Source organism: Microbulbifer echini, assembly GCF_041447225.1.
In the GTDB taxonomy this organism is placed as follows: Bacteria; Pseudomonadota; Gammaproteobacteria; order Pseudomonadales; family Cellvibrionaceae; genus Microbulbifer; species Microbulbifer echini.
This window is the reverse complement of record NZ_JBGMEL010000007.1, coordinates 38246-51522: the sequence shown is the minus strand read 5'-3', so window position 1 is coordinate 51522 and position 13277 is coordinate 38246. Positions and strand designations below refer to the sequence as shown.

Sequence of the window (13277 nt, the reverse complement as noted above, 5' to 3'; positions counted from 1 at the left end):
ACTGCGATGGGTAAGCCTAGAAAATTTGACCGCAATATTATTGTGATTGGTGCTGGTGCAGCCGGTTTGGTTGGCGCCTATATTTCTGCGGCGGTAAAAGCCAAGGTGACACTGATTGAGTCGGGCAATATGGGGGGCGACTGCCTGAATACGGGCTGTGTGCCCAGCAAAGCGCTAATTCAGTGTGCACGAGTTGCCCACTCGGCGCGCACAGCAGAGCGTTTTGGTGTACAAGTGCCGGAGCCGGAAATTAATTTCCCGGCGGTGATGGCACATGTGCGTAAGTCTATTCAAGAGATAGAACCTCACGATAGTGTTGAGCGCTATAGCGATCTGGGGGTGGAGGTGGTTCGCGGGCGTGCGCGACTTGTTGATCCCTGGACTGTCAGTATTACTCAGGAGGGCAGCGAGGAGCACCGTCTGACTGCCCGTGCCATTATTCTCGCTACTGGCGCTGAACCGGCGGTACCACCTCTTCCGGGATTGGATACCGTCAACTATCTGACTAGTGAAACGCTTTGGGATCGATTCGCGCAACTGGATAAGGCCCCCTCTCAATTACTGTTGCTTGGGGGGGGGGCAATTGGTTGCGAGCTGGCCCAGGCATTTGCGCGGCTGGGTTCCACGGTCACCTTAATTGAGCGGGCTGAGCGCCTGCTGCCCCTGGAGGATCATGAAGTCTCCGCAGCCGTTTCCCGGGCGCTGGAATCAGAGGGGGTACAGCTTCTCACTGGGCACGAGGCTATCTCTTTTGACGGGAATAATGATGGGCTGGGGGGCGCGTTAATCCTGCGAAATTCCAAGGGTGAAATACAGGTGACATTTGATGAGATTATCCTGGCCCTTGGTCGGCGCGCCAGAACGGGAGGATTTGGTCTGGAGGCGCTGGGTATTGTGCAGGACGGTAAACTACCTGTGGATGGCTATCTGCGCACTCGCTATCACCATATTCTCGCTGCTGGGGACCTCGCGGGCCCCTACCAATTTACCCATATGGCAGCGCACCAAGCCTGGTACGCCGCTGTAAATGGGCTTTTTGGAAGTATTAAAAAATTTGCGGTGGATTACCGCTTGGTACCAAGCGCAATATTTATCGATCCGCAAGTGGCCAGTGTCGGTCTCAGTGAGGACCAGGCCACTGAGCAAGGCGTAGCTTATGAGCTGACCCGCTATAGTATTGATGATCTAGACCGAGCGATTGTCGATGGCGCCGCAACTGGTTTTATCAAAGTACTTACGGTCCCGGGCAGGGATAAAATTCTGGGAGTTTCTATTGTTGGTGAAAATGCGGCGGAGTTAATTGCCGAATTTGTATTTGCCATGAAGCAGGGCATGGGCTTGAACAAGATTTTGTCTACTATTCATATCTACCCCACCATGGCAGAAGCGAATAAATTTGTTGCGGGAAATTGGAAGCGGGCTCATGCACCGAAAGGGTTGCTTAGATGGCTGGAAAAATACCATCGCTGGCGGCGCGGCTGAGGTGGGGATAGTGCAATATAGTGTGATTGTACCGATATTAAATGAGCGAGAGCAGCTACCGGAACTGGTGGCACAATTAAAAGACCTGGTTGCTTTTAGCAGTTGTGAAACCATCTTGGTGGATGGCGGCAGTAGTGACGGCAGTGTAGAGATGGCTACCACCGCTGGGCTGCGGGTGATTCGTAGTCGACGCGGCCGGGCGTTGCAAATGAATGCCGGCGCGTCCGTTGCCCGTGGGAATTGGTTGTTATTCTTACATGCGGATACCCGCCTGCCCAAAGGAGCTCTGAGCGCGATTGCTTCGGCTTCAGTTCGGGGGGCGCAGTGGGGTCGGTTTAATATTCGCATCTGCGGAGACAGTGCTTGGTTCCCCTTGATTTCCACCATGATCAATTGGCGCTCCCGCTTTAGCGGAATCGCCACTGGCGATCAGGTGATGTTTGTGCAGCGCTCGCTATTCAAGGAGGTGGGAGGCTTTGCCCCACAGCCGTTGATGGAAGATATAGAGTTGAGCAGGCAGTTATTGAAAACGACCCGGCCGCATTGTCTGCGGCAGAGAGCCATGACCTCTGGGCGTCGCTGGCAAAGGTTCGGGATATTGCGCACGATCTTGTTAATGTGGCGGCTGCGCTTCGATTACTGGCGCGGGGTACCGGCGGAGTCCCTGGCGAAGCGCTATGAGTGATAATTCGAATCCCTCTCTGCGCTTGGTGGTGATGGCCAAGGCACCGCTGCCGGGCTACGCGAAAACCCGTCTGATCCCTGCCCTGGGGGAGCGAGGTGCGGCATCTTTGGCAGAGCGGTTATTACAGCATACGCTGGCAGAATCCGTGAGGGCCGATATTGGCCCGGTGGAGTTGCACGTTGCTCCAGACTCCCGTCATCCCTTTTGGCAGAGTTTGCCTATGCCCCTGGGGGTTTCTTTGCACGACCAGTCCACGGGTGATCTGGGTCATCGCTTGTGGCAGGCCGTAAAGAATACCTGCGCGGTCAGTCAGGGGTTGCTCCTACTGGGCACTGATTGCCCGGCGCTCGACGCGGAGCGTATCCGTGAGGCGGCCGCAATGTTGACGCACACCGATGCGGTGATGCATCCGGCCAAAGATGGAGGCTATACCCTGTTGGGGCTCAAGCGGATGCATTCCAGATTGTTTGAGGATATTGACTGGAGCACTGAGGTGGTGGCACAGCAGACCATGGAACGCCTGCAGGAGTGTGCAATGCACTGCCAGATGCTGGAAGTACTGGCCGATATTGATGAGCCCGAAGATTTGCGGTATTTACCCCCGGCCTGGAGGGTATCTTAAAAAGGGGGAGGACTTCTCTGAAGTGCCTGGCTAAGCCCATGAACCGGAAATCGAACAGCTTTTGAGAGGGCGTGATTTCTACGATTAACTTTGCAGAGTAGGGGGAGGAGTAGGAGTAGGAGTTGTGGAGTTTGGATCAAGAAAAATGATTTCCCGTATAACCTGCCAGTTCCCATTCTCATGAATTAAATCGATACCCAGCCTTAACTTTCTTTCCTGGCCTGATAGATTGTTTATTCGCGAAAAAATCACCAGGGCGCTATTGTTTTTCACCTCGACATGGTGAATTTTTTTCCAGGCATTTAGCGGTAACTCACCTGAGTCACGCTTCGCTTTAAACAGATCGATAAATGCCGATTTGTCCGCGATCGTCAGCTGATCCGAGTCATCCAGTATGAAGGCCTGCATATCCCTATGATAGATACTCTCCAGCTGGGCCACTCTGCAGTGGACTCCCGCCTGTACAAGGTAATCAATAAATTGTTCGATTTCTTTTACTGCGGTTTTCTCTTCCACCACTCAAGCGCCTCAAAAGTAGACCGAATGAATACAGAAACCACTGAATAATTTTGCGAAATCTCTTGGAGCCGTGAAGAAAGCCGCTTGATACTCTGTCGGGAGAAAGTTTTAGGAACTCCTAGAGTGCGGGGGCGGCACTGGCCTCGGCTTCCACGGCACTGTTTTCCGCGAGAACGCCGCCGTTTTCATCATTGGCTGCCAAGCGCTGTTCTGCGATGCGACTGCTCCAGCTCAGCAGGGCCTGGTAATGGCGGATATTCTGAACGTAAGTGACTGGCTCCCAGCCGCGCGCGTAGCCGTGCTTGGTGGATTTGTAGTATTGGCGCTTGGCCAGTAACGGCAGATGATCGCGTACATCGGGCCACAGGTCCGGGTTGCTGCCCATGCGCTCGGTGAGAACACGGGCATCTTCCAGGTGGCCGTAGCCCACGTTATAAGCGGCCAGCGCCATCCAGGTCCGATCGGGTTCGCGAATACGCTCCGGCAGTTTGTTGCGAATCTGCACAATATAGCGAGCGCCTCCCTCGATACTCTCTTCGGGATTGAGGCGGTTTACTCCCAGATCTCTGGCGGTATTTAAAGTGAGCATCATAAGGCCGCGTACCCCGGTGCGTGAGCGCGCACGAGGATTCCAGTAGGACTCCTGGTAGCTGAGTGCCGCCAATAGATGCCAATCCAGTTCGTACTGGTCGGCTACCTTTTGCATTGCACCACGCCACTTCGGCAGGCGTTCGCGGCTGCGTTTGGCAAATGCTTGGGCACCGCCCACATTTAGGTCGCTGACATGGCCAAAAAATTCTTCACGTAGTTGCGCGATCATGCCATTGGTATTGGCGCGCAACATAAACAGGCGTGCACTCTGGTACAGGCTGTCGTCATCACTCTTGGGAAAGGCCCAGGAAACCGGTTGAAATTGGCTGAGATTAAAAGCCACAGCCGTATTCGGGTAGAGGCCGCGATGCACCGCGTAGGCGTTGGAATCTACCACTGCATAGCTGTACTGCCCCTGCTGCACCATCTCCACTAACTCCATGGCGTCCACATCGGAGATTTCCTCCCAGTGCAAGCCCGGGTAGCGCCGGGATAATTTTTTCATTTCCTCGGCGTGGGCGCTGCCGGCGATCACCGCGACGGTTTTTCCTTCTAGGTCGCTGGTTTTGCGCGGGCGTTTCTCGCCTACGCGGTAGATAATTTGTTGGCGGACCTCGAAATAAGAGGGAGAAAAGCGCACCTGTTCACGGCGTTCGGGGGTGACAGTGAGGCCGGCGGCGGCGAAGTGGGCACCCTCGTCGGGGTCGCGTAGCCGCTCGAACATATCGTCCAGGCTGTGCACATCACGGATAACCAGTTTAACCCCGAGCTCTTCGGCAAAGGCGTGCAGCATGCCGTACTCAAAACCGGTGGGGTTGCCGGAGGCATCTTCGTAATAAGTGGTGGGGCCGTTTTGCGAGAGGACAACCAGCTCGCCGGAGGCTTTGATGCGCTCAAGGGTACTCGGCGCTTTACTGGCGACTAGCAGGGAAGCGCAGCAGGTTAGGGCGAGCCCTTTGCACACGCGGCGGACATAGCGCAGCACTCGGCTTCTCATCATCATAGGCTGTCCCCTGTAGCTTGTCCGTTGTTTATATCGCTGTTATGCCTAAGGCCTGGTGGGCTATTGCCACCAGGGCTTCCTGGTCAGTGCTGGCACAGTCCGCCAATTTTACCTTATTTGATGACAATCTGCCCAATTTGGCTTTTGGTCACTGTGACCTGTGCGCTTGAAAAAAAGTTGGGACTTTTGTAGGAGGTATTCGGCGTCTAGCGATAACCGTGTATTTACTATCAAATTTGTTCGCCTTTTGAACATTTTGATTGGTAATTGGTTCATGTGTACTGAAGTGCAGGGCGGGTGTGTTGGTGTTGCAATGCTTCGGGTACAATTGCGCCTCTCAAATTTCCGGGGCCTTGTGCGATTCTTCTTTCGCGCATTTTTTCTCATTCAGATAAGAGGCAACCTCCCGCAATGCTAGTTCTGCGTGGTGCTCCCGCACTGTCGAAATTCCGCCATAAGAAACTGCTCAACCAATTGCGCGCGCTGCAACCGACCATCGACGATCTCTACGCCGAGTTCGTACACTTTGCAGATAGCGACGCACTGGATAACAAGGAGATGGCACTGCTCGAGCGATTGCTCCAGTACGGTCCCACTGAAGAGAAGCACGCGCCGAAAGGTGAGCTGATCCTGGTGGTACCGCGTCCGGGCACTATCTCCCCTTGGTCCTCCAAGGCCACCGATATTGCCCACAATGCGGGGCTCACCCAGATCCACCGCCTGGAGCGCGGTGTCGCTTACTACCTCAGCGGTGTGGTGTTCGATGAAGCTGAGCGCCAGGCATTGGCTTCGCTGTTGCACGACCGCATGGTTGAGGTGGTATTTAGCGATCTCGAACAGGCGGAGCAGTTGTTTGTAGAGGAGGCTCCGCGCCCACTGCGCGGCGTGGACATTCTCGAAGGCGGCCGCGAAGCGCTGGAAGAGGCCAATGTAACTTTGGGGCTGGCCTTGGCTGAAGATGAGGTCGATTATCTACTCACCAGCTTTCAGGAGTTGGAGCGCAATCCTACCGATGTAGAGTTGATGATGTTCGCCCAGGCGAACTCCGAGCACTGCCGCCACAAAATCTTTAATGCCACCTGGACCATCGACGGCGAAGAAATGCCGCACTCCCTGTTTGGCATGATTAAGAACACCTACCAGAAAGGCGGCGACAATGTCCTGTCTGCCTATGCGGACAATGCCGCCGTTGTGGTGGGCAATGTGGCTGGGCGCTTTTATCCGGATCCGGATAGCAAAGAATACGGCTTCAGCAGTGAAGCGATTCATTTGCTGATGAAAGTCGAAACGCACAACCACCCCACCGCAATTGCACCGTTCTCTGGTGCGGGTACCGGTGCCGGTGGTGAGATTCGCGATGAAGGCGCGGTGGGCCGAGGCTCCAAGCCGAAAGTAGGTCTGACGGGCTTTACCGTTTCCAACCTGCAAATTCCCGGTTGGGAACAGCCCTGGGAATCCAATTACGGCAAACCCGAGCGTATCGTTACCGCCCTGGATATTATGATCGAGGGCCCCATTGGTGGCGCCGCCTTTAACAATGAGTTTGGTCGCCCGAATATCTGCGGTTACTTCCGGACTTTTGAAGAGAATTTTGACGGCGAGCGCCGTGGCTATCACAAGCCGATTATGCTCGCCGGTGGTTACGGCAATATCCGCGAAGAGCATGTAGATAAACCTGAGTTTTCCCCTGGCGCGAAGCTAGTGGTACTGGGTGGCCCGGCTATGTTGATCGGCCTCGGTGGGGGTGCCGCCTCCAGTATGGCCAGCGGTTCCAGCTCTGAGGACCTGGATTTTGCCTCGGTGCAGCGCCAGAATCCCGAAATCGAGCGCCGTTGCCAGGAAGTGATCGACCAGTGTTGGCAGCTGGGTGAGACTAACCCCATTGCCTTTATCCACGATGTGGGTGCGGGTGGCCTGTCCAATGCCTTCCCCGAACTGGTGAAGGATGGCGGCACTGGCGGTAATTTCGAGTTGCGCAATGTACCCTGCGATGAGCCCGGCATGAGTCCGCTGGAAATCTGGTGTAACGAATCCCAGGAGCGCTATGTACTGGCAGTAATGCCGGAAGACCTGGAACGCTTCGAACAAATTTGTGAGCGCGAGCGCGCGCCTTACGCCGTTGTCGGTGAGGCCACGGAAGACAAGCATCTGCTACTGAATGACACCAAGTTTGAGTCCAAGCCGGTGGATCTGCCCATGTCTGTATTGTTCGGCAAGCCGCCGCGCATGCACCGCGAGGCAGAGACGCGTCGGGCTGAGACCAAGGCATTCGCCACTGCAGATATCGATCTCAATGAAGCGGCTGAGCGCGTGCTGCGCCTGCCTACGGTAGCCAGCAAGAGCTTCCTGATTACCATTGGCGACCGCACCGTAACTGGCCAGGTATCGCGTGATCAAATGGTCGGCCCCTGGCAGGTACCGGTGGCGGACTGCGCGGTGACCACCGTTGCTTACGACAGCTATGCCGGTGAAGCCATGTCTATGGGGGAGCGCACCCCGGTGGCACTGTTGGATGCACCGGCTTCTGGTCGTTTGGCGGTAGGTGAGGCGATCACTAATATTGCCTGTACTCCGGTCAAACAGCTCTCCGACATAAAACTCTCTGCCAACTGGATGTGTGCCGCAGGCCACCCGGGCGAAGAGGAAAAACTCTATCGCACCGTTGAAGCGGTGGGCATGGAGCTGTGTCCGGAACTGAATATCACCATTCCGGTGGGCAAGGACTCTATGTCTATGCGCACAGCCTGGGAGGAAGAGGGCGAGCAGAAGGCGGTTACCGCACCGCTATCTTTGGTCATTACCGCGTTTACCCCGGTTACCGATGTCCGTAAAACCGTTACCCCGCAACTGCGCACCGACAAAGGTGAGAGTGAACTACTGTTGATCGACCTGGGTGCCGGCAAAAACCGTTTAGGCGGCTCCTGCCTGGCGCAGGTCTACAATGAGCTGGGCGATACGCCCGCGGACCTGGATGACGCCAAGAAGCTAAAAGGCTTCTTCGAGGTGGTACAGAAGGCGCTGAACGAAGACCTGATCATGGCTTACCACGATCGCGCGGATGGCGGCCTCTTTACGACCCTGGCGGAAATGGGCTTTGCCGGTCGTGTGGGTCTTGATGTGGAAATCTACGAGCTGGGTGAAGACCCGATTGCCGCATTGTTTAGTGAAGAACTGGGTGCCGTATTACAGGTCCCCGCGTGTGAAGCGGAGATGCTGGTACAGCGCTTTGCCGCTGTTGGGGTTCCCGCGCATCAGATCGGTTACCTGAACAACAATGAGCACCTGTGCATCACCAATAATGGTGTGGAGATCTTCAAGCGCTCCCGCGCTGAGCTGCAGCAGATCTGGTCGGAAACCAGCTTCCGCATTCAGTCTCTGCGCGATAACGCCGACTGTGCCGAGCAGGAATTTGCCGCGATTACCCAGGAAGACCCGGGCCTTTCGGTGAATCTCACCTTCGATATCAACGAAGATATCAGCGCGCCTTATATCGCCAAGGGTATTCGTCCGAAAGTTGCCGTACTGCGTGAGCAGGGTGTCAACAGCCAGGTGGAAATGGCGCACGCCTTCCACCGCGCCGGCTTTAATGCCGTGGACGTGCATATGAGCGACATCCTGGCGGGCCGTGTGGCATTGGATGAGTTCAAGGGCCTGGTAGGTTGTGGTGGCTTCTCTTACGGTGACGTACTCGGCGCCGGCGAGGGTTGGGCCAAAACTATCTTGTTTAACGAGCGTGCCCGCGATCAGTTTGAAGGCTTCTTCAACCGCAAGGATACTTTCGGTTTGGGGGTGTGCAACGGCTGTCAGATGTTCTCCGTGATCAAAGAGCTGATTCCCGGAGCCGACCACTGGCCGCGCTTTGTGCGCAACCTGTCGGAACAGTATGAGGCGCGCTTTGCCCTGGTCGGCGTTGAGGATTCCCCCTCAGTGCTCTTTAAGGGAATGGCCGGCACTTATATGCCCGTAGCGGTTGCCCACGGCGAAGGCCGGGTGGAATTTACGGACCAGCAGGCACTGGAGAAGTGTGAGGCTTCCGGGACCATCGCCATGCGCTACCTCAATAACCAAGGTGAAATAAGCCAGACCTACCCAGCCAACCCCAACGGCTCGGTCAATGGTATTACCTCCCTGTGTTCCGAAGATGGCCGTGTGACTATCATGATGCCGCACCCCGAGCGCGTAGCTCGCGCGGTCAGCAACAGCTGGCATCCGGATGAGTGGAAAGAGGACTCCGGCTGGATGCGCCTGTTCCGCAACGCTCGAGTTTTTGTTGACTAAAGCCTTTCTGGCACCTCGATATTATATCGGGGTGCCAGTTTTTATGGGCCCGCTAAATAAGCGGGGGAATACTTTAATACGTCATCAAAAATTTTCGTGTAGTTCAGAGTCAAGCTTGGCGCTAATCACACTCTAGTCCTCTATTGGCTTCTCCCTTTTCGTTTCTTTCCTTTTTCGCAAGCAACACAGATATTTCCTGCTACACTTAAAGAATTATTCGAAATAACTTCTCTGGCTATGGTGCAGTTATCTGTATCGATTACACAGTATTTACTTCGCCTTCATGCATTGAATTGGCATGGCAAGGTGCTCACAAATTCCCACCGTTTGATCTTCCGCTTGTCGCGTTTTCACTGGCGTAGATCCCAGCAGTACCCGGAATACTCTTTCCCACCCAGCAAAAGTGATTAAGGAGATTGTCATGGCGTACAACGAGACTTTGGTAGAAAAAGTGCGCAATTTATTACAGGGAAATCAAGGCCTCTCTGAAAAGCAGATGTTTGGTGGCCTTGCATTTATGTTGAATGGCAATATGGCTTGTGGGGTGGTCGGTGAAGAGCTGATGGTACGTGTAGGCCCCGATAATTATCAGGATGCGCTGGCAGAACGCTACACCAGGCCAATGGATTATACCGGGCGCCCCTTGAAGGGCATGGTTTATGTGGAAGAAGATGCCGTGGAGCAGGCTCTGGACGATTGGGTGAATCGAGGAGCGGAGTTTGCTGGTTCACTGCCACCCAAATAACTTGATTTTGCGTAGCCGTGGGGGTTGAGTTTTAAGGCGCCCTATATTTTTATCGTGTGTTTGACACCTATTTACCTGTCTGTTTTTTCGTTTTCCTCGCGAAAAAACTTAAGCCGCCTAAACTCAGCGTCGAGCGATGTAAATGCAAAAATCGCTGGTTATTGTGTTGAGAAACGCTGCGGTTTTTGGCGGAGGTATCGATTATGTACTTTCTCGAGTTTAACAACGGTGTGGAGATCCCCCAAATTGGTCTGGGGATGGCTTCGGTAGGTAGTTGGCAACAGGATGACGAGTATGTCAAAGAAGTAGTCCTGAAAGCGATGGCCATTGGCTATAGGCACTTTGATACGGCCTCTGTGTATGGTAATGAGCGCGCCTTGGGGCGAGCCATTAAGGAGTCTGGTCTGCCTAGAGAAGAGTTGTTTATTACGAGTAAGGTCTGGGATACCGAGCAGGGCGGCAAGAAAACACACGATGCCTTTGCCCGGAGCCTGGAGCGTCTGCAGCTGGAATATCTGGATCTCTACCTGGTTCACTGGCCGGTACCGGCTTATACACGGGAGACCTGGGAGGCGATGGAGGCCTTATACCAGCAGAGGAAAGTGCGCGCCCTGGGGCTGTCCAATTTTCGTAAGTCTGATATTGAGCAGATCGCTAGCTTTGCTGAGGTGCCCCCTGTTTGTAATCAAATTGAGTTACACCCCTATTTTACTCAGCAACCACTGGTCGATTACTGTCAATTTCATAAGATAGCGATCTGTTGTAGGTCTCCCCTGGGAGCAGGATCTATATTTAAGGCCGTAGAAAAAGAGGCTAGGCCAGATGTTGACCCTGTGATAGTGCAAATAGCTGAGAGATACTCAGTCACTGCCATTCAGGTTATATTGCGTTGGAATATTCAGCAGCATAGGGTGGTCTTGCCAAAATCTGAAGTGCTGGATCATATCCTTAGTAATTTCTTATTGAGTGAATTTAATTTAAGTAACGCTGACATCCAAGCTATTAATAACTTAAATTGTAACAAGCGTTTTGGTGGGGACCCGGATTTTGTTCGCAAAAGAAATATGATGATGAAAGTGCCTGACTAATATTCACTTTTTGAAATGCGGGCAGATAAAATTTTTCTTGAGAACTTTATTTTGATTCTTATTGACAAAATTAATTTGAAGCCATTTTCCGGATCAGCTCGTAGCTTGCAATAGCGCAGGCCGAGGTGACATTCATTGAGGAGTTAACCCCGTACATAGGGATATGCACAGTCATATCGGCAATTTCCAGCAGCTCTTTGGCAACCCCATCTTTTTCCGCACCTAATACCAGACAGACTCTGTCTCCCTTGGCTATGGGGGCCTGACTTAACGCTAGGCTGCAGGCCGTAATTTCCAGGCAGACAATCCGATATCCTTGCGCCTGTAATTGCAGTGCTGTGCTCAGGGCGTTTTCGGCATACAAATGGGGAACATGTTGTTCTGTCGCGCGAGAGATTTTGCGTATCTTAGAGTTTGGTGGCACCAGACTGGTGCCTGCAAGATACACGTTCTCAACCCCCAGGGCATCGGCAATACAGAATAAGCCCCCGATATTACTGGGCGTGCGAATATCAGTTGCCAGATAACAGAGAGAATGGGTGATGCTTTCCGGTGAGTGGTCGCTGTGCACTTTCTGCATGGTAAATCTGTTGGTGAGTAATTCAGGTCGTTGTTTTTTCTATCGTTCCACGGGTCCGTTGGTTTTCTAGAGATGCGGTGGCTTGGCTATTGCGCATCCGCTCTACCAGTGAGGGTTCCCTGTTGGCTTTTTGGTTTTGCACCTGGATGGCTTGGCGGTAGACCTTATCGGAAACAATAAACTCCTCGGCCCGCTGGTTGATTTCACTATAGCGGGTGTTGAGTTCTGAAATCTTGTTGGAGAGGTGTTCCAGGTCGAGGATGCGGTCAAAGTAAAGGGCAATAAGTCGCTCACATTCCCTGGCAATAGCCAGGTATTCATTGCCGACTTGGCGGTGTCCCTCGTAGTTTTTCTTGAAATTAAAAAAGGTCTGTACGCCTCCCAGTAGGGCGGCCAACAGGGCCAGGGCAGCGCCACTCCATTTGGTCCAATCTGGAAGTTCAGCATTGATCAAAGAAAAGAATAGAGAACCGAGAAACAGGTTGACCACTACAACCGGCACCCCGCAGAGCACATGAAGGTTGCGACCTTTCATGGAGGCGCGGAAGTGACTGTGCTTGCACAGGTGGGCATTCCAGCGCAGCTTATCCAGTACTGCCACTGTATTGGGTATCTTACTCATGAATCCTTTCCGTCTCTTTCGCTCTCTTTTTGACCGCGATAGTTTGCCGGATATAGCTGAGATGTACAGGGTGAAGTACTGGAGCGTTGTTGAATGCCTATTTAATAGGCAGAGATTTTCAAGGGCTTTGTGCGGGCCGTGAGTGAGCGCCTACCTGCACAGGTAACGTTTCTAGCATTTGAGCTAGAAGCTATAGGTAACACCGACAGCGGAGAGATTGGACTTGTCATCCTGGATTTCATAGATCGTGTGCTCTAGGGTGATGCCCCAGTCACCGGTGGACCAATTCACTTCAGCGCCGTAGTAGGGATTGCTGCCGCTTTCCTTGTCGCTGTCCCATTTATAGGACCCATTGGAAGGTTCTACTTCATAGAGCCTTCCAGCTTCGCTATACCTGCTGCGGGTCCCGGAATATGTACTCCTGCCATTGGTCTCTTCACACCACTGATGAACACCTAAACGGAAGCCGGCATTTAGGTTCTGTTGGATTTGCGTCGAGAATGCCAACCCGAGGCTATAGGATTTGAGTTTGGTTTCACTTGTGCTTTTGTAATCGTAGTTTTCTATCACGATGTCATCATAGTCATAGTACATCTCAGGGGTGTGAACACTGAATTCATAATCCCTGTGGATAGTGCCCAGGTTGGCCATGCTGCCTTCGATAGCAACGTAGTTATTGACTCGGTAGCCAAAAGTAAAAGCGTAGCCAGTTGAGTTGAGGTCCTCTTTCACCGCAAAGTGGTCTTCGGAGTCAAATTGCACATACCCTAGAGAGGCTTTCAAATAAAAGGACTGTTCACCAGCGTTAACGCTAGTGCTAGCCAGTGCTATCAGGGCGGAGAGAGCGATTTTTTTCAAGGGATACCTCTAGAGAAAGTGACTGCAGACACAGAGTTAAAAACCGAGTGTTAAAGATCGTAAAGTCATGATTGACGCGCATTGTACATTTGTACTTATAGGGCTGGAAGTTTATCGGTCGCTCTTTGAGTATTTGCTTTATGGTATCGAAAAGATAAATGGAAAATTCATCTTTTGGCGACTCTTAGGTGAGCCACATTTGGC

At 53.1% G+C, this 13277-nt stretch carries 11 protein-coding genes; 6 read left to right on the top strand and 5 right to left on the bottom strand.

Annotated elements, in window-relative coordinates; translation table 11 throughout:
• Positions 1-6 precede the first annotated feature (6 nt).
• From ACCI51_RS08515 to ACCI51_RS08505, 3 genes are read left to right on the top strand one after another with little or no spacing between them, the layout of a single operon-like run.
• Positions 7-1482 carry a dihydrolipoyl dehydrogenase family protein gene (locus tag ACCI51_RS08515; RefSeq protein WP_371843287.1) on the top strand — a complete coding sequence of 492 codons (1476 nt, stop codon included), beginning with the start codon at positions 7-9 and terminating at the stop codon, positions 1480-1482.
• Positions 1424-2167, top strand: a complete 744-nt coding sequence (locus ACCI51_RS08510) for a TIGR04283 family arsenosugar biosynthesis glycosyltransferase (RefSeq protein WP_299587222.1) — start codon at positions 1424-1426, stop codon at positions 2165-2167. The genes ACCI51_RS08515 and ACCI51_RS08510 overlap by 59 nt, the downstream gene beginning before the upstream one ends.
• Positions 2160-2789, top strand: a complete 630-nt coding sequence (locus ACCI51_RS08505; protein WP_299587219.1) for a TIGR04282 family arsenosugar biosynthesis glycosyltransferase — start codon at positions 2160-2162, stop codon at positions 2787-2789. The genes ACCI51_RS08510 and ACCI51_RS08505 overlap by 8 nt, the downstream gene beginning before the upstream one ends.
• 84 nt (positions 2790-2873) lie before the next feature.
• Here ACCI51_RS08505 and ACCI51_RS08500 read toward each other — a convergent pair whose 3' ends face one another.
• Both ACCI51_RS08500 and mltF read right to left on the bottom strand, forming a co-directional pair.
• The gene (locus tag ACCI51_RS08500; protein WP_371843286.1) at positions 2874-3308 is read right to left on the bottom strand and encodes a hypothetical protein; all 435 of its coding nucleotides are present in this window, start codon (positions 3306-3308) and stop codon (positions 2874-2876) included.
• Between the two features lie 118 nt (positions 3309-3426).
• Positions 3427-4902, bottom strand: coding sequence for a membrane-bound lytic murein transglycosylase MltF (gene mltF / locus ACCI51_RS08495; RefSeq protein ID WP_299587214.1), 1476 nt, complete (start codon positions 4900-4902; stop codon positions 3427-3429).
• A gap of 411 nt (positions 4903-5313) precedes the next feature.
• Between mltF and purL the strand changes: the two genes are divergently transcribed.
• The 3 genes from purL (at position 5314) to ACCI51_RS08480 (ending at position 11013) form a co-directional block, all read left to right on the top strand.
• The gene (gene purL / locus ACCI51_RS08490) at positions 5314-9180 is read left to right on the top strand and encodes a phosphoribosylformylglycinamidine synthase (protein WP_371843285.1); all 3867 of its coding nucleotides are present in this window, start codon (positions 5314-5316) and stop codon (positions 9178-9180) included.
• A gap of 421 nt (positions 9181-9601) precedes the next feature.
• Positions 9602-9925, top strand: coding sequence for a TfoX/Sxy family protein (locus ACCI51_RS08485; RefSeq protein WP_299587208.1), 324 nt, complete (start codon positions 9602-9604; stop codon positions 9923-9925).
• Positions 9926-10128: 203 nt separating this feature from the next.
• Complete coding sequence (locus ACCI51_RS08480; protein ID WP_299587205.1) at positions 10129-11013, top strand: aldo/keto reductase; 885 nt, start codon at positions 10129-10131, stop codon at positions 11011-11013.
• 70 nt (positions 11014-11083) lie between these two features.
• Here the strand turns inward: ACCI51_RS08480 and ACCI51_RS08475 are convergent, their stop codons facing one another.
• The 3 genes from ACCI51_RS08475 to ACCI51_RS08465 form a co-directional block, all read right to left on the bottom strand.
• A complete protein-coding gene (locus ACCI51_RS08475; protein WP_371843284.1) occupies positions 11084-11593 on the bottom strand; it encodes a TrmH family RNA methyltransferase in 510 nt (169 codons plus the stop codon).
• 22 nt (positions 11594-11615) lie between these two features.
• Positions 11616-12215, bottom strand: coding sequence for an SLATT domain-containing protein (locus ACCI51_RS08470; protein WP_371843283.1), 600 nt, complete (start codon positions 12213-12215; stop codon positions 11616-11618).
• Between the two features lie 183 nt (positions 12216-12398).
• Complete coding sequence (locus ACCI51_RS08465; protein ID WP_371843282.1) at positions 12399-13073, bottom strand: outer membrane beta-barrel protein; 675 nt, start codon at positions 13071-13073, stop codon at positions 12399-12401.
• Positions 13074-13277: the final 204 nt, after the last annotated feature.

Excerpts from the sequence above, each read along its gene's own strand:
- ACCI51_RS08515 (WP_371843287.1), top strand. The coding sequence starts at position 7 with ATGGGTAAGCCTAGAAAATTTGACCGCAATATTATTGTGATTGGTGCT.
- ACCI51_RS08510 (WP_299587222.1), top strand. The coding sequence starts at position 1,424 with ATGCACCGAAAGGGTTGCTTAGATGGCTGGAAAAATACCATCGCTGGC.
- ACCI51_RS08505 (WP_299587219.1), top strand. The coding sequence starts at position 2,160 with ATGAGTGATAATTCGAATCCCTCTCTGCGCTTGGTGGTGATGGCCAAG.
- mltF (WP_299587214.1), bottom strand. The coding sequence starts at position 4,902 with ATGATGATGAGAAGCCGAGTGCTGCGCTATGTCCGCCGCGTGTGCAAA.
- purL (WP_371843285.1), top strand. The coding sequence starts at position 5,314 with ATGCTAGTTCTGCGTGGTGCTCCCGCACTGTCGAAATTCCGCCATAAG.
- ACCI51_RS08485 (WP_299587208.1), top strand. The coding sequence starts at position 9,602 with ATGGCGTACAACGAGACTTTGGTAGAAAAAGTGCGCAATTTATTACAG.
- ACCI51_RS08480 (WP_299587205.1), top strand. The coding sequence starts at position 10,129 with ATGTACTTTCTCGAGTTTAACAACGGTGTGGAGATCCCCCAAATTGGT.
- ACCI51_RS08475 (WP_371843284.1), bottom strand. The coding sequence starts at position 11,593 with ATGCAGAAAGTGCACAGCGACCACTCACCGGAAAGCATCACCCATTCT.
- ACCI51_RS08470 (WP_371843283.1), bottom strand. The coding sequence starts at position 12,215 with ATGAGTAAGATACCCAATACAGTGGCAGTACTGGATAAGCTGCGCTGG.